At 68.4% G+C, this 18,892-nt stretch carries 16 protein-coding genes and 1 tRNA gene; 7 read left to right on the top strand and 10 right to left on the bottom strand.

Going from position 1 to position 18,892, the window contains the following annotated elements:
* The 4 genes from Q1K70_RS16885 to Q1K70_RS16870 form a co-directional block, all read right to left on the bottom strand.
* Positions 1 to 886, bottom strand: an 886-nt coding sequence (locus tag Q1K70_RS16885; RefSeq protein ID WP_300161959.1) for an MCP four helix bundle domain-containing protein, incomplete at its 3' end; no start/stop codon positions are given.
* A 153-nt stretch (positions 887 to 1,039) separates the two neighbouring features.
* Complete coding sequence (locus Q1K70_RS16880) at positions 1,040 to 1,711, bottom strand: ABC transporter ATP-binding protein (RefSeq protein WP_300161956.1); 672 nt, start codon at positions 1,709 to 1,711, stop codon at positions 1,040 to 1,042.
* A 28-nt stretch (positions 1,712 to 1,739) separates the two neighbouring features.
* Positions 1,740 to 2,903 carry an FtsX-like permease family protein gene (locus Q1K70_RS16875; RefSeq protein ID WP_300161953.1) on the bottom strand — a complete coding sequence of 388 codons (1,164 nt, stop codon included), beginning with the start codon at positions 2,901 to 2,903 and terminating at the stop codon, positions 1,740 to 1,742.
* A 14-nt stretch (positions 2,904 to 2,917) separates the two neighbouring features.
* A complete protein-coding gene (locus Q1K70_RS16870; protein WP_300161951.1) occupies positions 2,918 to 3,400 on the bottom strand; it encodes a DUF2318 domain-containing protein in 483 nt (160 codons plus the stop codon).
* Positions 3,401 to 3,765: 365 nt separating this feature from the next.
* On the opposite strand from Q1K70_RS16870, the gene Q1K70_RS16865 reads away from it, so the two are divergent.
* The 3 genes from Q1K70_RS16865 (at position 3,766) to Q1K70_RS16855 (ending at position 10,077) form a co-directional block, all read left to right on the top strand.
* Positions 3,766 to 5,574, top strand: a complete 1,809-nt coding sequence (locus Q1K70_RS16865; protein ID WP_300161948.1) for an ATP-binding protein — start codon at positions 3,766 to 3,768, stop codon at positions 5,572 to 5,574.
* Positions 5,549 to 6,916 carry a sigma-54 dependent transcriptional regulator gene (locus Q1K70_RS16860; RefSeq protein ID WP_300161945.1) on the top strand — a complete coding sequence of 456 codons (1,368 nt, stop codon included), beginning with the start codon at positions 5,549 to 5,551 and terminating at the stop codon, positions 6,914 to 6,916. The genes Q1K70_RS16865 and Q1K70_RS16860 overlap by 26 nt, the downstream gene beginning before the upstream one ends.
* A gap of 164 nt (positions 6,917 to 7,080) precedes the next feature.
* The gene (locus Q1K70_RS16855) at positions 7,081 to 10,077 is read left to right on the top strand and encodes a PAS domain S-box protein (protein WP_300161965.1); all 2,997 of its coding nucleotides are present in this window, start codon (positions 7,081 to 7,083) and stop codon (positions 10,075 to 10,077) included.
* On the opposite strand, the gene Q1K70_RS16850 is transcribed toward Q1K70_RS16855, so the two are convergent.
* The 5 genes from Q1K70_RS16850 to Q1K70_RS16830 all read right to left on the bottom strand — a co-directional run bounded on the left by Q1K70_RS16850 (position 10,074) and on the right by Q1K70_RS16830 (position 14,324).
* On the bottom strand, positions 10,074 to 11,240 hold the full coding sequence (locus tag Q1K70_RS16850; RefSeq protein WP_300161942.1) for a DUF459 domain-containing protein: 1,167 nt from the start codon (positions 11,238 to 11,240) through the stop codon (positions 10,074 to 10,076). The two genes, Q1K70_RS16855 and Q1K70_RS16850, sit on opposite strands and share 4 nt — an antisense overlap.
* Positions 11,215 to 12,387, bottom strand: coding sequence for a DUF459 domain-containing protein (locus tag Q1K70_RS16845; RefSeq protein WP_300161939.1), 1,173 nt, complete (start codon positions 12,385 to 12,387; stop codon positions 11,215 to 11,217). The genes Q1K70_RS16850 and Q1K70_RS16845 overlap by 26 nt, the downstream gene beginning before the upstream one ends.
* Positions 12,388 to 12,439: 52 nt before the next feature.
* Positions 12,440 to 13,231 (bottom strand): DUF459 domain-containing protein, encoded by a 792-nt coding sequence (locus Q1K70_RS16840; protein ID WP_300161937.1) that lies wholly within the window; start codon positions 13,229 to 13,231, stop codon positions 12,440 to 12,442.
* Between the two features lie 133 nt (positions 13,232 to 13,364).
* Positions 13,365 to 13,441: transfer RNA gene (locus Q1K70_RS16835), tRNA-Met, on the bottom strand.
* Positions 13,442 to 13,517: 76 nt separating this feature from the next.
* Positions 13,518 to 14,324: an undecaprenyl-diphosphate phosphatase gene (locus Q1K70_RS16830; RefSeq protein ID WP_300161934.1), complete on the bottom strand. Its 807-nt coding sequence runs from the start codon at positions 14,322 to 14,324 to the stop codon at positions 13,518 to 13,520.
* 111 nt (positions 14,325 to 14,435) lie between these two features.
* Here Q1K70_RS16830 and Q1K70_RS16825 point away from each other — a divergent pair, with 111 nt between their 5' ends.
* On the top strand, positions 14,436 to 14,627 hold the full coding sequence (locus Q1K70_RS16825) for a hypothetical protein (protein ID WP_300161931.1): 192 nt from the start codon (positions 14,436 to 14,438) through the stop codon (positions 14,625 to 14,627).
* Here the strand turns inward: Q1K70_RS16825 and yihA are convergent.
* Positions 14,596 to 15,225 carry a ribosome biogenesis GTP-binding protein YihA/YsxC gene (gene yihA, locus Q1K70_RS16820; RefSeq protein WP_300161928.1) on the bottom strand — a complete coding sequence of 210 codons (630 nt, stop codon included), beginning with the start codon at positions 15,223 to 15,225 and terminating at the stop codon, positions 14,596 to 14,598. The genes Q1K70_RS16825 and yihA overlap by 32 nt on opposite strands.
* Before the next feature lie 69 nt (positions 15,226 to 15,294).
* Here yihA and Q1K70_RS16815 point away from each other — a divergent pair, with 69 nt between their 5' ends.
* From Q1K70_RS16815 to Q1K70_RS16805, 3 genes are read left to right on the top strand one after another with little or no spacing between them, the layout of a single operon-like run.
* Positions 15,295 to 15,768: a type II 3-dehydroquinate dehydratase gene (locus Q1K70_RS16815; RefSeq protein WP_300161925.1), complete on the top strand. Its 474-nt coding sequence runs from the start codon at positions 15,295 to 15,297 to the stop codon at positions 15,766 to 15,768.
* Between the two features lie 10 nt (positions 15,769 to 15,778).
* Positions 15,779 to 16,336 (top strand): elongation factor P, encoded by a 558-nt coding sequence (gene efp / locus Q1K70_RS16810; protein ID WP_300161923.1) that lies wholly within the window; start codon positions 15,779 to 15,781, stop codon positions 16,334 to 16,336.
* Positions 16,337 to 16,390: 54 nt separating this feature from the next.
* Positions 16,391 to 18,892, top strand: a complete 2,502-nt coding sequence (locus tag Q1K70_RS16805) for a DNA translocase FtsK (RefSeq protein WP_300161920.1) — start codon at positions 16,391 to 16,393, stop codon at positions 18,890 to 18,892.

Below are 18,892 nucleotides of genomic sequence, written 5' to 3'. Positions count from 1 at the left end.
GGCTGTCGAGCAGCTCGAAGCAGCGGACCTGCTTGGAACGCACCGTTTCCATGGAAGCGACGCGCATCTTGGCGCAGATGGCGGATACCCGGGCCACTTCCTGCGAGAGCGTGGCGAAATGGCCCATGGTCGCGGCCACGGCCGGCAAGAGGTCGGCGCGCACGATGGCGGCCTGCTCCTCGCGCGGGGCGTTTCTGGCGGCCAGTTCCTTGAGCCTGCCCACGGACTGGTGCAGCTTGTCGTGGATGGCGCGAACTTCCGTCAGGGTCTTACGGAAGACGGGATTGGCGATGTCGCGCCCCTCGGCGTCGAGCCATCGGCCAAAGTTGCACTTGGTGGAATCGTCGCCGCCGCTTAAGGGCGTGCCGAAAAGGACCAGGGACTCGGCGTCGGTCAGGAGCTTGTAGTGGTCGCCCCGGAACTGGGCGAGCTTGTTCTCCAGGGCGTCGGGGTCGTCGATGTCGGATTTGTCCCACTCCCGGGCCAGGTCGAAAGTCTCGTTGTTGACCTTGACCCACTCCTGCCAGGCCGGCACGAATTCCCGCCACAGCTTTTCGGCTTCCGGGGATTTGGGGAGCTTCTCGTATTCCTCCCAGGACTTTCGGTAGCTCTCGCGCAGGTTGGCGATGTTTTCGTACTGGCGCTTGCGGTCCTTTTCCGAAAGGCCGGGGACGTTGAGGGTCCGTTGCGCCACGCGCACGGATTCGCCCGCGATCTTGATCGCCTGCAGGTCGCGCACGGCCGGCAGGTCGACTTCGGTGACCTGGGTCAGGCTCTTGGTGAGGCCCGATATCCCCATGAGGCCGACAAGGCCGACCACCAGGGTGATGGCGGCGCAAAGGAGAAAGCCGCCGACCAGCTTCACGCCCAACTTCAGGTTGCCCATATTTCCCTCCCCCGAGAGCCGGTGTTGCACAAGGCGTTTACCATACTAAAATGCAAGATTCCTAAAGGGGCATACGGGCGTTTGTCAAACGGCCTTGCGTGAAGATGCGGCGTCTCGCGTCGCGGGATCGACCCGAAAGGGGCGACCTGCTGTTCAATGGGCGGCGGCGATCCTCCCGTCGCGGATCTCGATGACCCGGGAGGCCATGGCCGCGTAGGCGGGCTCGTGGGTGACCATGAGCACGGTCAGGCCATCGGCGTTGAGCCGCGACAGGATGTCCATGATCTGGCCGCCGGTGTCGCCGTCGAGGCTGCCCGTGGGCTCGTCGGCGAAGACGATGCCCGGTTCGGTGACCAGGGCCCGGGCGATGGCCACGCGCTGGCGCTCGCCGCCGGAGAGCGCGCCCGGCAGCCGGTCGGCCTTGTCGGCCAGTCCCACCCGGTCGAGGCAAGCGAGGGCCTGGCGGCGGCGGGCGGCGGACACCGGGCGCAGCCCGGACAGAAAGGGCGCGAGCACGTTCTCCCGGGCCGTCAGATAGGGGAGCAGGTGATGCATCTGGAAGACCATGGAGAAGTCCGTGGCCCGCAGCTTGTTGCGTTCGCCCTCGCCCATGGCGGCCAGGTCGCGCCCCTTGTAGCGCACGCTCCCGGCGTCCGGGGTGAGCAGGCTCGAGAGGATGTTGAGCAGGGTGGACTTGCCCGAGCCCGAGCGGCCCACGATGCAGACGAACTCCCCGGGCGAGACGGAAAGCGAGACGCCCCGCAGCACGGGAGCGGCCTGATCCTTGGCGGCAAAGCTCTTGACGACGTCCTCGGCGATCAGCATGAGGATATTTTCCTTTTCTTCAGATAGGTTAGAGCATGACCAGGGCCTGGGACGGCTCGATGCGCGCGGCGGCCAGAGCCGGCGGCAGGGAGGCCAGGACCGAGAGCAGGGCCACGGCCGCGAACACGGCCGCGAACTGGGCCGGGGCGAAGGTCGGCGCGGCCGCGCCGAGGTCGAGCAGGGCCATGAGCCGGGAGCTCGCGGCGAATCCCGCCGCCTGGCCCACCACGGCCGCCGCCAGCCCCAGCGTCACGCCTTCGAGGCTCATGAGCGTGAAGATGGACGCCTTGGAATAGCCGAGCGCCCGCAGCAGCCCGATCTCGTTCTTGCGTTCGTTGACCGAGGAGAAGACCGACAGCCCGATCATGACGCAAGCCGTGAGCAGGATGACCCCGGACACGGCCACGGCCAGGCGCTCGACGAACTCCACGGTCATCATGCGGCTTTTCACCACCTGACCCATGGCCTTGACGTCCGTGCCCGGCAGGGCGGCGGCCAGTTGTTCCGTGATCTCCTCGATGGGACAGCCCGAGCAAAGCGCGGCCACCTCCACGAAGTGCACCCGGTTTTCCCGGCCGGCCGCCCGCTGCAAGGCGTGCAGGTCGGAAAAAAGCATGGCGTCGTCGCCAGAGCCCGTGGGGCCGAGCACGCCGGAGACGGTGAAGGGCTTGCCCTCCACCACGACCTGGCCGCCCGGCGAGAGCCCGAGACGGGTCGCCGCCTCCGATCCGGCGAGAATCTCGCCCTCGCCGAGGCGCAAGTCGCCGCTTTGGGCGTGCCAGTAGCTCTTGATGCGCATCTCCTGGTCGAAATCCACGCCCACCACGCCGACCGGCGTCTCGCCGACCTTGGTGAGCAGGGCGAACTTCGGGGCCACGGCGCTTAAGCGGTCCTTGTGGTGGATGCCGTTTATGGCGGCGATGGTCTGGTCTTCCGTGAGCGAGCGGATGTCCACGGACACGTCGCCAAGGGCCATGCCGCCGTAGCTCACGGACAGCGTTTCGGTGCGCGGCGTGACCAGGATGTTGGCTCCGTAGGCGGCGAGCTTCTCCTCCAGGCTCTCGCCCACGGCCTTGGACAGTTCGAGCAGGGCCGTGACCGAGGCCACGCCGATGGAAAAGACCGCGATCATGAGCAGGGTGCGCAGGAGCTTGCGCCGCAGGTTGCGAAGGGGGATGGTGAGAATGTTCAAGACCCGCTCCTCGACTAGAAGAAGCGCCCGCCGGCGGCCAGGGAGGCCATGGTGATGCGAAGGGACTCGCCCGCCGTCTCGGCCGCCAGGGGGGCCGGATTGCACCCGCCGTGGATCTCGCCGATCTTGCTCGCGTGGAAGCGGCGGCCGCAGTTGACGCAGACCATGAATTCCCCTTCCTGGCGGTAGCCCTTCTTTTCCGGGAAGCAGACGTCGCAGGCGTCGAAGGCCGTGCGCACCTTGCCGTCCGGGCTTTTGACCGCGAAGAAGCGTATTTCCTTGCCGCCGGCCGATACCGTGTAGAAATGGGCCTTGCCGTCCGAGACCTCGGCCAGGGGGATGGTCACGGCGTCGTCCTTGGGTGAAAGCGTCTTGACGTCGGAAAAAAGCCCGAGCAGGGCTTCGGCCGGGGCGGGCAGGGAGAAAAGGCCGGCCAGGGCGAGGGCCAGGGCGAGCAGGGCGAGGCCGGTTCGGGCGGGTCTGGGAAGCTGGGGCATGGCGCATATTCCTTTGGGGTTGCGGTGGGGCGCTTTGGCCGTTCCGGTTCGAAGCGGCGGACGCTCGGGGTAATCCGTACCTGCCAAGTCGGGTTTGACCGCCTGGAAATAGCAACCCACATGCCAAGGTCAAGGACCCGGGGCGGGTTTGGTCGCAAGCCGCTCCGTCCTTCCCGCGATCCCGGGCCGATAGGCGCGAAACGACAGATGGAACGGGCCATGCAACCCCGGTCCGGCCGGCCGTCGGATGCACAGAGCTGCGCGAAAAAGCGTCTGCTTTCTGGACAGGACGGGCCTGCTGCCGTATTAAAATAAGACGGTCTGTATGAAATGCATACAGTTCGCCGCAGCCCAACGAGAACGACATGTGGCCCTTTCGCAGGAAGAATCCCTTTGGCGGCGCGTCCTCGCCGCTTCTGGTCATCGGCGCGGCCGGCATCCTGGCGGCGGTGGTGGTGGCCATGGCCGTCATCGACCTGGGCCGGGAAAAGCAGTACATGACCCAGCTTTTGCTGGAAAAAGGCGCGGCGCTCATCAAGTCCTTCGAAGCCGGGGCGCGCACCGGCATGCGCGGCGGTTTCGGCGCGGAGATCCGCCTCCAGCATCTCCTCGAGGAGATGGCCGACCAGCCCGGCATCTTCTACATCGCCGTCACCGACGCCGACGGCCGCATCGTGGCCCACAACGACGCCGGCCGCATCGGCCAGGAGCTTTTCGCCCCCGAAGTCATGGCCAAGCTCGCTGCGGACGCCACCGAAAAATGGCGGCTGGCCCGGGAGGAGGAGGACGGTCGGCAATCCTTCCTGGTCTACCGTCGCTTCGTGCCCTCCCTCGGCGGGCGCGGCCCCCACGGCATGCACGGGCTTGGGCCCATGCGCGACAAATCCTTTTTCTGCACCGACGACTGCGACGCGCCGGGCGGGCGGCGCGATTTGCGCGGCGTGCCCCTGGACATCTTCGTGGGCCTGGACGTGGCCCCCATCGAGGCCGCCCGGCGGGCGGACCTGCAAAACACCCTGACCACGGCGGCGGTGCTCCTCGTGCTTGGCCTCGGCGGCGTGCTGGCCCTGTTCTGGGCCCAGAGCTACCGGGCCCAACGCAGGGCCCTGCGCCACACCACGGCGCTGGCCTCGGAAGTGGTGGCGGCCATGCCGGCCGGGCTGCTGCTCGTGTCCCCTGACGGCCGGGTGGCCATGGCCAACGGCGCGGCCGAGGCCCTGGCCGGGGTCGCCCCGGGCGGGCTCACGGGCCGGGTCGTGGCCGAGGTGCTGCCGCAAGGCCTTCTGGCCGCCGCGGAAGCCGGCGAGCGCGAGATGGACCTGCGCCTGGCCGGCGGGGACGAGGCCCCTCTTGGCGTCTCTGTCTCGTCGGTGGTCGCCGAGGAGGGCTCGGTGGTGGGGGCGCTGGTGGTGCTGCGCGACCTGCGCGAGGTGCGCCGCCTGGAGGCCGAAGTGCGGCGTCGCGAGAAGCTCGCCGCCGTGGGCAACCTGGCCGCCGGCGTGGCCCATGAGATTCGCAATCCGCTTAGTTCCATACGCGGCTACGCCGCCTATTTCGGGGCCAAGTTCGCCCCGGGCAGCGAGGACCGGCAGGCGGCCGAGGTCATGGTGCGCGAGGTGGATCGCCTCAACCGCGTCATCTCGGAGCTGATCGAGTTCGCTCGTCCCTCGGATCTGGTGCGCCGGCCCGTGCGCCTGTCCGACCTGGCCGCCCACGCCGCCCGCCTGACCCGGCCCGACGCCGTGGCCCGGGGCGTGACGGTCGATCTTGAGGGCGTCGGCGAGGGCCCCGAAATCCAGGCCGACCCGGACAGGCTGTCCCAGGCCCTGCTCAACCTGTGCATAAACGCCATCCAGGCCATGGATTCCGGCGGCGTCATGCGCCTGGCCACGGGCATCAGTCCGGACGGCCGGGCCTTCGTGTCCGTGGCCGACGACGGCGGCGGCATCGATGCCGCCGACCGCGACCGCATATTCGATCCCTATTACACCACCAAGGCCAGCGGCACGGGCCTCGGGCTGCCCATCGCCCACAAGATCGTGACGGCCCATGGCGGCGAGATCGTGCTTTCCGCCCGGCCCCGGGGCGGCACCCTGGCCACGGTCTTTTTGCCCGTCTCGGGCGGGGCCGCGACGAACGGAGAAGAGGATGCAGGCGAAGATACTCGTAGTTGACGACGATCCCGGGCACCTGTCCATGCTGCGTACCGTGCTTTCCGGCTGGGGTTTCGCCCCGGAGGGCGCGGCGGACGGGGAGACGGCCGTGGAGATGGTGCGGGCCAAGGCCTACGACGCGGCGCTGCTCGACGTGCGCATGGCCGGCATGGGCGGCATGGAGGCGCTCTCGCGGATCAAGGAATACAACCCGGCCGTGCCGGTCGTCATCATGACGGCCTATTCCTCGGTGGAGACGGCCGTGGCCGCGCTTAAAAAGGGGGCCTACGACTACCTGACCAAGCCGCTGGACCTCGACGTGCTGCGCCTGACCCTGGACCGGGCCCTGGATCACATGCGCCTGGCCGCCGAGAACGCGACGCTGCGGCGCAAGCTGGCCGATGCGCCGGCCGGGCCGGAGATCATCGGGGCCAGCCGGGCCATGCGCGAGCTCTTCACCCTGGTCGGCATGGTCGCCCCCACCGAGGCCACGGCGCTCATCACCGGCGAGTCCGGCACGGGCAAGGAGCTCGTGGCCCGGGCCATCCACGCCGGCAGCCCCCGCTCGGCCGGGCCGCTGGTGGCGGTCAACTGCGCGGCCTTGAGCGAAACGCTGCTCGAATCCGAGCTTTTCGGCCACGAGAAGGGGGCCTTCACCGGGGCCGAGCGCCGCCGCGAAGGCCGGTTCATGGCCGCGGACAAGGGCTCCATCTTCCTCGACGAGATCGGCGAGATCGCCCAGCCCATTCAGGCCAAACTCCTGCGCGTCATCCAGGAGCGCGAGATCCAGCGGGTGGGCGGCGACAAACCCCTGGGCGTGGACGTGCGCATCCTGGCCGCCACCAACCGCGACCTCAAAAAGGAGGTCGAGGCCGGCCGCTTCCGCGAGGACCTCTACTACCGCCTCAATGTGGTGTCCGTGCCGGTGCCGCCCCTTCGCGAGCGGGTCGAGGACATTCCGCTTCTGGCCCAGTTCTTTCTTGGTCGGTTCGCCGAGAAGAACCGCAAGCGCATCAAGGGCTTCACTCCGGCGGCCATGGACCATCTGGTGCGCTGCGCCTGGCCGGGCAACGTGCGCGAGCTCGAAAACGCCGTGGAGCGGGCCGTGATCCTGTCCGTCGGCGAATACGTCACCGAGCGCGAACTGCCCCTCTGCGACCCCCGGGAGGCCCCGCCGACTTCCGCCGCCGCGCCCGAGGGCGGAGCAAGCGGTCTGGCCGGCCGGCCCCTGGACGACGTGGAACGCGAGGTCATCCTGGCCACGCTCGACTCCTGCGACGGCAACAAGAGCGAGGCGGCCCGGGTGCTCGGCATCACGAGGGCCACCCTGCACAAGAAGCTCAAGAAGTACGGCGAGGATTGAGGCCGGCCCGAGCGTTTTCGACGCGCGCCCCCTCGTCAGGGAAAGGAGGATTGGCTTTTTTTTCCCGGGCGGCGATGGTAGGGTTTGAGAAGGTGGTGTACCCTGGCATCAACTGGCCGTCTCTCCTGGTTTCCCGGGAGCCGTACCTGAGGATGGGCGTCGTGATGGAGCCGATTTCCAAGAGCGTGTTTTTGGGGCTGGTCAACAATGCCGCCCTGCTGGTCGCCCTGGCCTTCCTCTACGACTCCTTCACGCGCGGGGAGATCGGGCGCGGCTCCTGGGGAAAGCGCCTGCTGGCCGGCCTGTGCCTCGGCGGCATGGCCATGGGCGTGATGCTGAATCCCTGGGAGATGCGGCCGGGCCTTTTCTTCGACACCAGGTCCATCCTGCTTGGCGTCGCCGGCCTGTTCTTCGGCCCGCTGCCGACCTGCCTGGCCGTGGTCATGGCCGCGACGCTGCGCGCCTTCCAGGGCGGCGTGGGCATGGCCATGGGCTTGGCCACCACCGTGGTTTCGGGCGGCCTGGGCCTGGCCTGGAGCCGGTGGCGCGGCAGGGATCTCGCCGAGCTCACCGCGTGGGAGCTCCTGCTCTTCGGCCTCGTGCTTCATGTCTGCGTGCTGGCCTGCACTTTCCTGCTGCCGCTGCCCGTGGCCTTCGAGACGCTGCGCGAAGTCGGGATCCCGGTGCTTGCCCTCTTTCCGCCGGTGACGGTCGCCCTCGGGCTTTTGCTGGTACGCCGTCTGGCGCGAAACCGGCTGATCTCCCAGTTGATCGAAAGCGAATCCCGCTACCAGAGCCTTTTCGAGAACAACCACGCCGTGATGCTGCTCATCGACCCCGACACCGGGTCCGTGGTGGACGCCAATCCCTCGGCCTGCGCCTATTACGGCTGGACTCGGGACGAGTTCAGGCGGCGGCGCATGTCGGAAATCAACACCATGACCCCGGAGGCTGTCCTCACGGCCATGACGGAGGCCAGGCAGGGCCGCAGGCGGGTCTTCGACTTCCGCCACCGGCTCGCCGACGGCGGCATCCGCGACGTGAGGGTCTATTCCGGCCCGATCCGCCTGGGCGACCGGACCCTGCTCTATTCCATCGTCACGGATGTCACCGATCGACTGGAGGCGCAGCGCCGTTTGTCGGAAAGCGAGAAGCGTTTCCGGCTGCTGGTGGAAAACGCGCCCTCCGGCATCTTCGTGCAGACGCGGGGTCGGTTCGCCTATGTCAACCCCATGGCGCGGCAGCTCTTCGGCGTGCCGGTCCCCGGCGGGCTCGTCGGCACACCCGTGCTGGAGCGGGTAGCGCCGCAGTACCGCGACAGGGTCAGGGAACGCATACGCCGCCTCAACGAAGACAAGGACATGGTTCCCACCTCCGAACACGACATGCTGCGCCTTGACGGGGAGCGGTTCATCGCCGCTGTGGCGGCCGTACCCGTATGCTGGGACGGCGAGGACGGGGCGCTCGTGTTTCTCCACGACGTCACGGAGCGTCGGCGGGACGAGGAGCTGCTGCGGATCAGCGAGGCGCGCCTCAAGAGCCTTTTCGGCCTGACCCTGATGGAAACGGACGCCGACGAGGCCTTGTTCGCCCATGCAGCGACCGAAGCCCGGCGGATGACGCGAAGCGGCCGCTGCGGCGTATTCACGCGTGGCGAGGCGGACGGGCGCTGGCACCTGGCGGCCACCAGCGGCGAGCTGGCCTGCCGGGCGCTGTGGGACAGCGGCCCGAGCGAAGCCGAAGCCATGGGAAGCTGGGCGCAGGCCGTGCGCCTGTGTCGACCCGAGGTCGTGCAGGAAGCCGGAGACGGCGGCCGGCAGGCGCTTTGCGTGCCGGCCGTGGCCGGGGAAACCGTGGCCGCGCTGCTGGTGCTTTCCGGCAAGGAACAGGCTTACGACGAGGCGGACGTCCATTTCGGCGCGCTGCTCATGGATACGGTCTGGCGTCTGGCGGCCAGACGCCGCGACGCGGCGACCCTGCTGGCGGCCAAGGAGGCGGCGGAAACGGCCAGCCGCGTCAAGAGCGAGTTCCTGGCCAACATGAGTCACGAACTGCGCACGCCCTTAAACGGCATCCACGGCATGGCCCAGCTGCTGGCCGACACCGAACTCACCGCCGAGCAGCGCCAGTACGTGGATGCCTCCCTGGTCGCCTGCCGCCGACTGACGCGGCTTTTAAGCGACATCCTGGACCTGTCGCGCGTGGAATCGGGCAAGCTCGGGCTCGAAAGCGAGCCGTTCAGGCTGGACGACCTCCTGGCCGCGGTCACCACCGCCTTCGAGCCGGCCTGCCGCGAGGCCGGCATCGCGTGGAGCGTGTCCGTCGCGCCCGGCGTGCCCGATGTCCTTTTCGGCGACGAGGGCCGGGTGCGGCAGATCCTCTACAACCTGGCCGGCAACGCCGTGAAGTTCACCCGCAAGGGCGGCATCGGCGTCGAGGTATGGGCCGCGCCGCCCAACGCCGCCGGCGAGGGCAGCGTGCTTTTCACCGTAGCCGATTCCGGCGTGGGCATCCCCCTTGGGGAGCTCGACGCCGTGTTCGAGGCCTTCCACCAGGTGGAGCGCTCCTTCTCGCGCCGCTTCCAGGGAGCGGGCCTTGGGCTGGCCATCGTGCGCCGGCTGGTGGGGCTCATGGCCGGGGTCGTTGTCATGGAAAGCGAGGTGGGCCAGGGCACGCGCTGCACCTGCGCCCTGCCCCTGGCCCGGCCCCGGGAAAAGGGGCACGAACCGGCCGGGAAACAGGACCGGAAAGCCGAGGCGACCCCGATAAGCGGTCGCCGCCTCCTCGTGGCCGAGGACGATGCCGTGAGCGCCCTGGCCGTGCGGCGCATTCTTGAACGCTGCGGCCACGACGTCCTCGTGGCCAAGGACGGCCGGGAAGCCGTGGACCTGGCCCTGGCCTACCAGCCAGACCTCATCCTGATGGACATCGGCATGCCGGTGCTCGACGGAGTGGCGGCCGTTGCCGCCATCCGCGAGGCGGCGGCCAGACAGGGTCGTCCTACCTCCCCCGTGATCGCGCTCACCGCCCACGCCATGGCCGGTGACCGCGAGGCTCTCCTGGCCGCCGGCATGGACGGCTACCTGTCCAAGCCGGTGGATCACGAGGCGCTTCTCGCCGCCGTGCGGCAGCATCTGGAACTGGCGGAAGGACGGCGCTAACGCTTGCGCTTCTGGGGAATGCGCAGCTCCTGGCCCAGGGACAGGCGCGTGGAATCTGCTCCGGGATTGACGGCGGCCAGGTCGACGGCGGGAACGCCGAGCTTTCGGGCGATGCTGAGGATGGTGTCGCCCTTTTTCACGGCATAGATCTTGCCGCTGGGCCTCGCCTTGGCGGCCGCGGGCTCCCTGGCCGGTTCCGGCGCGGCCTCGGCCACGGGCCGCACGTCCCGGGCGTAGGCGCGAAGTTCGTCCACGCCGGCGCTCGGCGGGAGCTTCTCGGCCTCGGCCACGACGGCCAGGGCCACTCCGGCCAGCAGCTTCGCCCCGGCGTCGGTCAGGTGCACGCCGTCCGGGGTGCGCAAAAGCACGGTTTCGCCTGTGGCCCGGTCGCGGGCGTGGCGGCTGAAGCGTCCCTCGGGGTCGGAAAAGGGGGCCTGGGCGTCCACGAACCGGCAGCCGTCCGTGGCGGCGCACATGCCGGAAAGGGCGTCGTTGACCTGCCTGATCCCGGCGGCCAACGACGCCTCGCCCATGGAGGGAACGCCCATCCAGTAGACATGGGCCTTGGGATTGGCGGCGCGGCAGATGGCCACGATCTCCCGGGCCTTGGCCGCGTAGGCCTCGGCCCAGGCCGGGTTGTTGAAATAGATGCGCGTCCCGTCCGGGCCTTCCACGGGCATGACGTCGTTGGCTCCGAGCATGACCACCACGATGTCCGGCGCTTCCCTGGCCACGCGCTCGCGCAGGCGGGCCGGCCAGTCGAGGAGTTCGGGCCGGGTGAGGCCGGTGGATTTCGTGCCGTCGCGGGCGAAGTCGAGGCCCGGCGCGCCGACCAGGGCCCGTTCGAGCTGTTCGCCGAGGCTGATGGACAGGGAGTCGCCGACGACCAGGAACCGCCGCGTCCTGGCCGTCTGGGCGGGCTCGGCGGGCTCGGCGGGCTGGGTCGGCTTGGGGGCGCGCCGGGAGAAGATGTCGGTGGGCGACAGGTCCGACCGCTCGGCCTTGGGCGGCTCGTCGCCGCTGCTGCAGGCCGCGCCGAGCAGGCACAGGACGCACAGGGCGCAGGCCGGGACAAGGCGGGCCGCCAGGCGAAGAAGGCCGCGTCGGCCGCGGCGGACGGGACTGCCGGCGCGCCCGCTACTGGGCGCGGGGCGCGGAACCATGGGAGGCATCCGAAGTTTTACGGCGCAGCTCCACGTCCTTGGCCAGGGCGGTCAGGAACGATTGGGCCAGGATGTCGCCGCCGGCGACCGTGAAATGGACCTTGTCGTTGGCGCGGACCTTGATTTTCACGCCCTTTTCGTTGGGCAGAAACGTCGAGTAGTTGCCCTGGTCGTCGGCCAGGAGCGACCAGGTGTCCAGGTAGCGGCTGGCGGAGAAGCGGGCGCACTCTGTCTTGACGATGTCGTTCATGACCTCGGCCTGCTTGGCGTAGGGCGCGTCGCCCATGATGGGAAGCCCTATCCAGTAGTTGCGCACGCCGCGCTCCTGCAGGGCCTCCAGGAAGTTCTCGACGCGCATGGAGAAGACCTCTGGCCAGGTCTTGTTGGGGCTTCCGGGCGGGCGGGGCTTTTCATTGATGTTGATGTACTTGGCGTCGTTGGCCCCCATCATGATGACCACTACGTCGGGCTTGTACTTGTCGAGGAAGACGCGAAGCGCCCGGCCCCAGTCGTAGTACTTGGGATTGGCCAGGCCGCTCGAGACCTTGCCTTCCTCGATGAGTTCGACGTTTTCCAGTTCGGCCACGCTGCGCCGCAGCGACAGGGACAGGCCGATGGCCAGGGAATCGCCGACGATCAGGAGCTTGCGCGCCCCGGTGAGCTTGGCCTGGGCCAGGTTCGGCCCGCCCGGGTCATGGGCCTTGGGCGCGGCCGGGCCGGCGGCGGGAGCGGCGGGCGTCCCTTCCTGAGCGTCTTCGGCGGCCAGGGAAGGCCGGGGCGGGGCCAGGGCGGCCAGCAGTTCGTCGGCGTCCACCGGCACGTCGGGCTTGAGCACCGGCTGGTTGGGATCCAGGCGGTTTTTGAGCGCCAGGGCCTCGGCTTCGGAGCTGGGCTCGTCCCGGCAGGTCAGGGAATTCTTGTAGGTTTCGTCGAAATAGGGGGCCAGGGCGCAGTCGATGTCCCGGGAGGCCGGCCCCAGGCCCGATTCGCGCCAGAGGTTGCGCGCCAGCCGGACCTGCCGGGCCAGCCCCGGGGCCAGGTTGTCGGCGAAATGGTCGTCGACCCACACCGAGACCTTCTCGATGTTGGCCATGGCGGCCACGGCCAGGGCGATCATGTATACGAAACAGGCTTTTTTCCAGCTCATGGGCCGTGGCTTTGTTGGCGTGGTTGAGGATGCGGGTCGGGGGTCGCCGGGATCAGCGGGGAGAGGCCATGGCCGTGACGATGCGGTCCGTCAGGAGCCGGCAGCCGGCGGTTGTGAAATGGACGCCGTCCTTGCCCCGAAGAGAGATGGCCTTGCCGGCCACGGTCTTCTTGGCGCAGAACCGACCCGAAGCGTCGGCGAAGATGTCCCAGGAGTCGATGAAGCGGCACGATCCGGCCGCGGCGCAGGCGGCGCGCATGGCGTCGTTGGCCGTGCGGGCGCGCTCGTTGAAGGCTTTTTCCCGCATGGGCGGCAGGCCCACCCAGTAGACCGCCACGCCGTGGCCGGCGGCGATGCTCAAAAAACGCGAGGCCTTGGCCGTGAAGTCCTGGGCCCACTGGGGCGTGCCCCGGCCGTTTTTGGCGTCGTTGCCGCCGAGCATGACCACCAGCACGTCGGGCTTTTCCGCGTCGAGGAACTGGGCCAGGGCCCTCTCCCAGTCGTAGAATTGGGGCGAGTTGAGGCCGCTTGAGACCTTGCCCTGGTTGGACAGGGCGGTGCGGCACTTCTGGCCCAGGGATTGGGGCATGGTCAGGCCGAGGCCCTGGGCGAAGGAATCGCCGACGAGGAGGATCTTCCGCGGCTCGCGGCCCGAGCGGGCCAGGAGTTCGGAAGTGTCGGGCTGCTGGGCGGCCGGGGCGTCGTGGGCCTTCCTGGACTTGCCCGCCACGCCGGGCGCAGCCACGGCGAGGCTAAGGACGGCCACCGTCGCCCAGGCGGCCAGGGCGCGCAGGGAAGTCGCGAAGGGGAGGGCGCGCCGGAAACGTGGCGAAAACTGTCGCATCCCTACGATCATAGTCGCGGCGGGCCCGTTTGTCCAGGACGGCGGCGGCGGGGCGAGCCGCGGCGGCGGCAGGCCGGCGCTTGGCGCAAGAAAAAAGGAAACCGAGCCAGGGGCTCGGTTTCCTTGAAGTTCTTGGTAGCGAGGGAGGGAATTGAACCCCCGACACTGCGGATATGAGCCGCATGCTCTAACCGTCTGAGCTACCTCGCCAGAAGTCCCCGGCAGCGGGGAAACGGGTATGTAGCCGTTTCCCGGTGCGCTGGCAAGCGTTTTTTTGGCGCAGAAATCACAGCATGTCCTTGGGCCAGAAGAGGAACACCGCCGCGGCCAGCGCCAGCCGGTACCAGGCGAAGGGCCGCAGGGACACGTGTTTGATCAGGACGATGAACGTCTTGACCGCCACCAGGGCCGACAGGAAGGACACCGCGAAGCCGATGCCCAGGATGGTCAGGTCGTCGGAGGAGAAAAGGGCCCGGTTCTTGTAGAAGTCGTAGAGCGTGGCCGCGCACATGAGCGGCACCGAGCCGATGAACGAATATTCGGCGGCCAGCCCGCGCTTGGCCCCGAGCAGCATGCCACCCATGATCGTCGCGGCCGAGCGCGAAAAGCCCGGCCACAGCGCCAGGCACTGGAAGCAGCCGATGCCGAGCGCCAGCCCCGGGGTCACCTCGTCGAGGGTGTAGAACCTGTCCCTGGCTTTGCGCGATTCCACCCAGAAGATCATGAGCGCCCCTACGGCCAGGGCCATGGCCACCGTGACCGGCCCGAACAGGTGGGCCTTGATGGTCTTGTGGGCCAGAAATCCCAGGATGCCCGCCGGCAGCGAAGTCAGAAAAAGCAGCCACAGGCCGCGAATCCCCGAGAAGGCGTGCAGCGGCTTGGGCGAAACCAGCCACCAGAAACGCTTCCAGTAAAGCACGACCACGGCCAGGATGGCCCCGAGTTGGATGACGACGTCGAAGCAGTCGGCCTTCTCGCCGGTGAAGCCGATGAGGTGGCCGACCAGGATGAGGTGTCCGGTGGAGGAAACGGGCAGGAATTCCGTGGCTCCCTCGACGAGGCCGAGGACGGTGGCGGCAAGGGTTTCGGTCATGACGGGCGCGGTCTCCTGGGGCGGTTTGTCCCGGCGGCTCTATCCCACGGGCGGGCAAGTTGCAAGCCGGCGCAGCCTCGTGTATGCCCAATGGCCGAGCAAGGAGGCCCGATGACCACCATCATGCCCCAGGGCGAATTGTTGCGGCGCGCCGTCAAATGGATCGACGAGCAGCGCACGCTCACGGGGGATCCCGTGCCCGCGCTGATCAACAAGGCGGCCATGAACTTCAATCTGAGCCCCAAGGACGCGGACTTCCTGGTCGGTTTCTTCAAGGAACGGGAGGCGTCTCCCCGGGATTGAAGGCGGCTTCGGCCAGGATCCGGCACAGCGCCTCCCGGCCGAGCCCGGTCTTGCCGGAGAAGAGAACAGGCGGGAAGGCGGGGTGCGCCAGGTCCCGCCACTCTTTTTTCCGGGACTCCCGGTCACGCTGGCTGCACTTGTCGGACTTGGTCAGCACCAATATCAGGGGAATGCGCCGGGAGCGCAGCCAGTCCACCAGCTCCACGTCCAGGCGCTGGGGCGGCAGGCGGCAGTCCACCAGGGCGGCCACGGCCCGCAGCCTGTCGGTCTTGCGCAGGTAGGCCTCGATGAGCTTGCCCCATTTCGCCCGCTCCTCCATGGAGCAGCGGGCGTAGCCGTAGCCGGGCAGGTCCACCAGGCAATAGCCGGCGGCGTGGGACTGGTAGAAGTTGAGGCTTCTGGTCTTGCCGGGAGTGGCGCTGATCTTGGCCAGGGCCTTGCGGCCGGCCAGACAGTTGACCAGCGTCGACTTGCCGACGTTGGAGCGGCCGGCCAGGGCGATCTGCGGCGCGTCGATCGCCGGCAGTTGGTCGGACAGGTAGGCCGTGGTCACAAGCTCCAGGTCCAGTTCCGTTCTCGGTTGCGCCGTGGTATCCATGTCCGCGTTGTGACCGGCTCCGTAAGCTCCGTCAAGCCGGCCGCGCAGGGCCGGACAGAGGATGACAGTATGCGCAAGGTCAGACTGCTTGTGTTAAACGGCCCCAACCTCGGGTTCATCGGCGTGCGCCAGCCCGAGATCTACGGACGCCGCACCATCGAGGACCTCCCGGAGATGGTGGCGGAAATGCTCGGCCCCGAGGCTGACAGCCTGGAGCTGCAATTCCACCAGGCCAACAGCGAAGGACACTGCATCGACCGGCTGGAGCAAGCCTGGAAGGACGGCCTCGACGGCGTGGTGCTCAACGCCGGGGCCTACACCCACACCAGCCTGGCCCTGGCCGACTGCCTGGCCTGGATCGGCATCCCCTGCGTCGAGGTCCACATCTCCAACATCTTCGCCCGCACCGACGAGCCGCTGCGGCAAAAAAGCATCATCGGCAGAAACTGCATCGGCTGCATCGCCGGGTTCGGACTCACCGGATACGCCCTGGCCGTCATGGCCCTGTGGCGGCACATCACCGACAATCCAAACTTCATGTGAAGGAGCGACAATGCTTTCCACCACCGATTTCCGCCGTGGACTCAAGATCGAAATGGACGGCGTGCCCTATGAAATCGTTGACTTCCTCCACGTCAAGCCCGGCAAGGGCGGGGCGTTTATCCGCACCAAGCTCAAGAACATGATCAACGGCCGGGTGGTGGAAAACACTTTCCGGTCCGGCGAGAAGATGGTCAAGCCCGACCTCGAGAGCAAGGAGATGCAGTATCTCTACCGCGAGGGCGACGAGTACGTGTTCATGGACATGGAGAGCTACGAGCAGCTCCACGTGGGCGTGGGGCCCATGGGCGAGAAGGGCGGCTACCTCAAGGACGGCATGGAGCTCAAGATGCTGCTCTACAAGGGCCAGCCGCTGGACGTGGACCTGCCGGCCTCGGTGGTCCTCGAAGTCAAGGAAACCGAGCCCGGGGTCAAGGGCGACACGGTCAGCGGCGCCACCAAGCCGGCCGTGGTCGAGACCGGGGTCACGGTTCTGGTGCCGCTTTTCGTCAATATCGGCGACCGGATCAAGGTGGACACCCGCACCGGCGGCTACATCGGCCGGGAATAGCGGGCCAGGCAGGACGCATTGAACAACCGTAGCATCGCCCGCTGAAGCATGAAGATGGGCAACGCCGATCGCAATGGCGGCAAGGACGCCGGAAAGGGCGGACGGGGCGGCTTCCGGGTCACCCGGGAGATCGTGGGCCTGGCCGCCTTCTTCCTGGCCGTTTTCCTGTGCGTGGCCGTGTACACGTATTACGCGGGCGACCCGGGCTTCAACCAGTCCGTGTCCGCCCGCCGGGGCGTGGCCAACCGGGCCGGTCTGGCCGGGGCCTACCTCGGCGGCCTGCTCGCCGAGGCTTTGGGCGTGTGGGCCTACCTGGTGCCCTGCTGGATCGCCTGGCGCGGCTTGCGCCTTCTCGCCCCGAGTCTGCGCCTGCCGTTTTGGCGCACGACCGGGGCCTTTTCCCTGTCCCTGGTCCTGCTGGCCTTCCTGGGTTCGCCCTGGAGCCTTTTCGGCCTGTCCGTGGGCAATGTCCGGGGCGGCGGGGCCGTGGGGCGTTCGCTGTACGAATTCTTCAACCACTACCTGAGCTCTTTCGGAGCCTACTTCTTCCTGGCCTGCGCCCTGGTGGCCGCCGTGCAGGTGACCTTCGGCCTCACCTGGAGCAATTTCTGGCAACCGGTCATGGCCGTGCTGCGGGAACGTGGCCTGCGTGCCTACGACGCCTGGAGCGACTGGCGCGAGCGCCGGGCCGCCGACCGGGCCGCCCGGGAGCGCGAGCGCCCGGCCAGGGCCGAACGCCGCCGGCCCGAGCCGGATTTCGAACTCGACGACGGCGAGGAGGCTTTAGCCCCGAAGCAAAAGGCCCGGCCGGCCCGCGAAAAGGCCAAGGCCGAGCCGGAACCCGCCGCGCCGCCCGCGCCCCCCGTGGTCGTGGAAAAGCCCGCCCCGGCTCCGGCCAAGGAGCCGGCCGAGGCCGTGGACCGCTTCCTCGACGCCATCGTGCACCAGGTGCGCGAGGCCGCTCCCGCCGCGCCGGACAAGGTGCCCGAGAAGGCGCCGGAGAAGGTTCCGGCCGAGGAACCCTCGCCGCTGCAGGCCGTGGCCGCCGCGCCAAAGCCGACCGCGCCGAAGCCGGCCAAGCCCGCGCCCAAGCCCGTGGCCAAGTCCGGCGACATGATGCCGTCCCTGGATCTGCTCGCCGTGCCGCCGGTCTCCGAGGCCGTGGCCGTGGAGCCCGAGGTCTGTCGTCGCCAGGCCGAGAGCCTCATCACGTGCCTCAACGACTTCGGCATCCAGGGCGAGGTCATGCGCGTGGTGCCGGGGCCGGTGGTCACCATGTTCGAGGTCAAGCCCGCGCCCGGGGTCAAGATCAGCCGCATCGTGGGGCTGTCCGTGGACCTGGCCTTGGCCATGAAGGCCTTGGCCGTGCGCATCGAGGGCCCCATCCCGGGCAAGGACACGGTCGGCGTGGAGATCCCCAACGCCAGGCGGCAGACCGTCTATTTCCGCGAGGTGCTCGACACCGAGGCCTTCCGGGCCTCGTCGTCCAGGATCACGCTGGCCATCGGCAAGGACATCCAGGGCCGTCCCCAGGTGGCCGACCTGGCCCGCATGCCCCACCTGCTCGTGGCCGGCGCGACCGGCTCGGGCAAGAGCGTGTGCATCAACGGCATCCTGCTCTCGATCCTCTACAAGGCCAGGCCCGACGAGGTGAAGCTCCTGCTCGTCGACCCCAAGCGCATCGAGCTTTCGGTCTACAACGACCTGCCGCATCTGGTGCATCCGGTGGTGACCGAGACGTCCATGGCCAAGTCCGCCCTGGACTGGGCCGTGGCCGAGATGGACCGCCGCTACGAGGCCATGGCGCTCCTTGGCGTGCGCAACATCGCCGGCTACAACGAGAAGCTTGAAAAGCTCGGCGACAACCGGCCCGACGAACTGCTGGAACTCGAACCCCTGCCCTATCTCGTCATCGTCATCGACGAACTGGCCGACCTCATGATGACCGCCGCCAAGGAAGTGGAGGTCAGCATCGTGCGCCTGGCCCAGCTGGCCCGGGCCGCCGGCATCCACCTGATCCTGGCCACCCAGCGGCCGAGCGTGGACGTGGTCACGGGGCTGATCAAGGCCAACTTCCCCACCCGCATCGCCTTCCAGGTGACGAGCAAGCACGACTCGCGCACCATCCTCGACGCCGTGGGCGCGGAATATCTCCTCGGCCGGGGTGACATGCTGTTCAAGCCCAGCGGCGGCAAGACCGTGCGCATGCACGGGGCCTTCGTCTCCGACGAGGAGACCGCCGCCGTGGTCGAGCACTGGAAGAGCCAGGCCGCGCCGAGCTACAAGCTCGACTTCGCCGACTGGCAGAAGGGCGCGGACGGAAGCGGCGGCGAACCGGGCGGCGAGGGCGGCGACGACACCGCCTCCGACGCCGTCTACCCGCAGGCCGTGGAATTCGTCATGGAGCAGGGCAAGGCCTCCATCTCGCTCATCCAGCGGCGCTTCCGCATCGGCTTCAACCGGGCCGCCCGGTTCATCGAACAGATGGAGCGCGACGGGCTGCTGGGGCCGCAGGAAGGCAGCAAGCCGCGGTCGGTCATACGCAATAAAGAGTGA

Source organism: Solidesulfovibrio sp., from assembly GCF_029978005.1.
Lineage (GTDB): Bacteria > Desulfobacterota > Desulfovibrionia > Desulfovibrionales > Desulfovibrionaceae > Solidesulfovibrio.
This window is presented reverse-complemented; position numbering and strand designations above follow the sequence as displayed.

Bases quoted from the DNA above. Each gene is read 5' to 3' on its own strand.
- Q1K70_RS16840 (WP_300161937.1), bottom strand. From the start codon at position 13,231: ATGCGACAGTTTTCGCCACGTTTCCGGCGCGCCCTCCCCTTCGCGACT.
- Q1K70_RS16815 (WP_300161925.1), top strand. From the start codon at position 15,295: ATGCGCAAGGTCAGACTGCTTGTGTTAAACGGCCCCAACCTCGGGTTC.
- efp (WP_300161923.1), top strand. From the start codon at position 15,779: ATGCTTTCCACCACCGATTTCCGCCGTGGACTCAAGATCGAAATGGAC.
- Q1K70_RS16830 (WP_300161934.1), bottom strand. From the start codon at position 14,324: ATGACCGAAACCCTTGCCGCCACCGTCCTCGGCCTCGTCGAGGGAGCC.
- Q1K70_RS16805 (WP_300161920.1), top strand. From the start codon at position 16,391: ATGGGCAACGCCGATCGCAATGGCGGCAAGGACGCCGGAAAGGGCGGA.
- Q1K70_RS16865 (WP_300161948.1), top strand. From the start codon at position 3,766: ATGTGGCCCTTTCGCAGGAAGAATCCCTTTGGCGGCGCGTCCTCGCCG.
- Q1K70_RS16880 (WP_300161956.1), bottom strand. From the start codon at position 1,711: ATGCTGATCGCCGAGGACGTCGTCAAGAGCTTTGCCGCCAAGGATCAG.
- yihA (WP_300161928.1), bottom strand. From the start codon at position 15,225: ATGGATACCACGGCGCAACCGAGAACGGAACTGGACCTGGAGCTTGTG.
- Q1K70_RS16855 (WP_300161965.1), top strand. From the start codon at position 7,081: ATGGAGCCGATTTCCAAGAGCGTGTTTTTGGGGCTGGTCAACAATGCC.
- Q1K70_RS16845 (WP_300161939.1), bottom strand. From the start codon at position 12,387: ATGAGCTGGAAAAAAGCCTGTTTCGTATACATGATCGCCCTGGCCGTG.
- Q1K70_RS16850 (WP_300161942.1), bottom strand. From the start codon at position 11,240: ATGGTTCCGCGCCCCGCGCCCAGTAGCGGGCGCGCCGGCAGTCCCGTC.
- Q1K70_RS16870 (WP_300161951.1), bottom strand. From the start codon at position 3,400: ATGCCCCAGCTTCCCAGACCCGCCCGAACCGGCCTCGCCCTGCTCGCC.
- Q1K70_RS16860 (WP_300161945.1), top strand. From the start codon at position 5,549: ATGCAGGCGAAGATACTCGTAGTTGACGACGATCCCGGGCACCTGTCC.
- Q1K70_RS16825 (WP_300161931.1), top strand. From the start codon at position 14,436: ATGACCACCATCATGCCCCAGGGCGAATTGTTGCGGCGCGCCGTCAAA.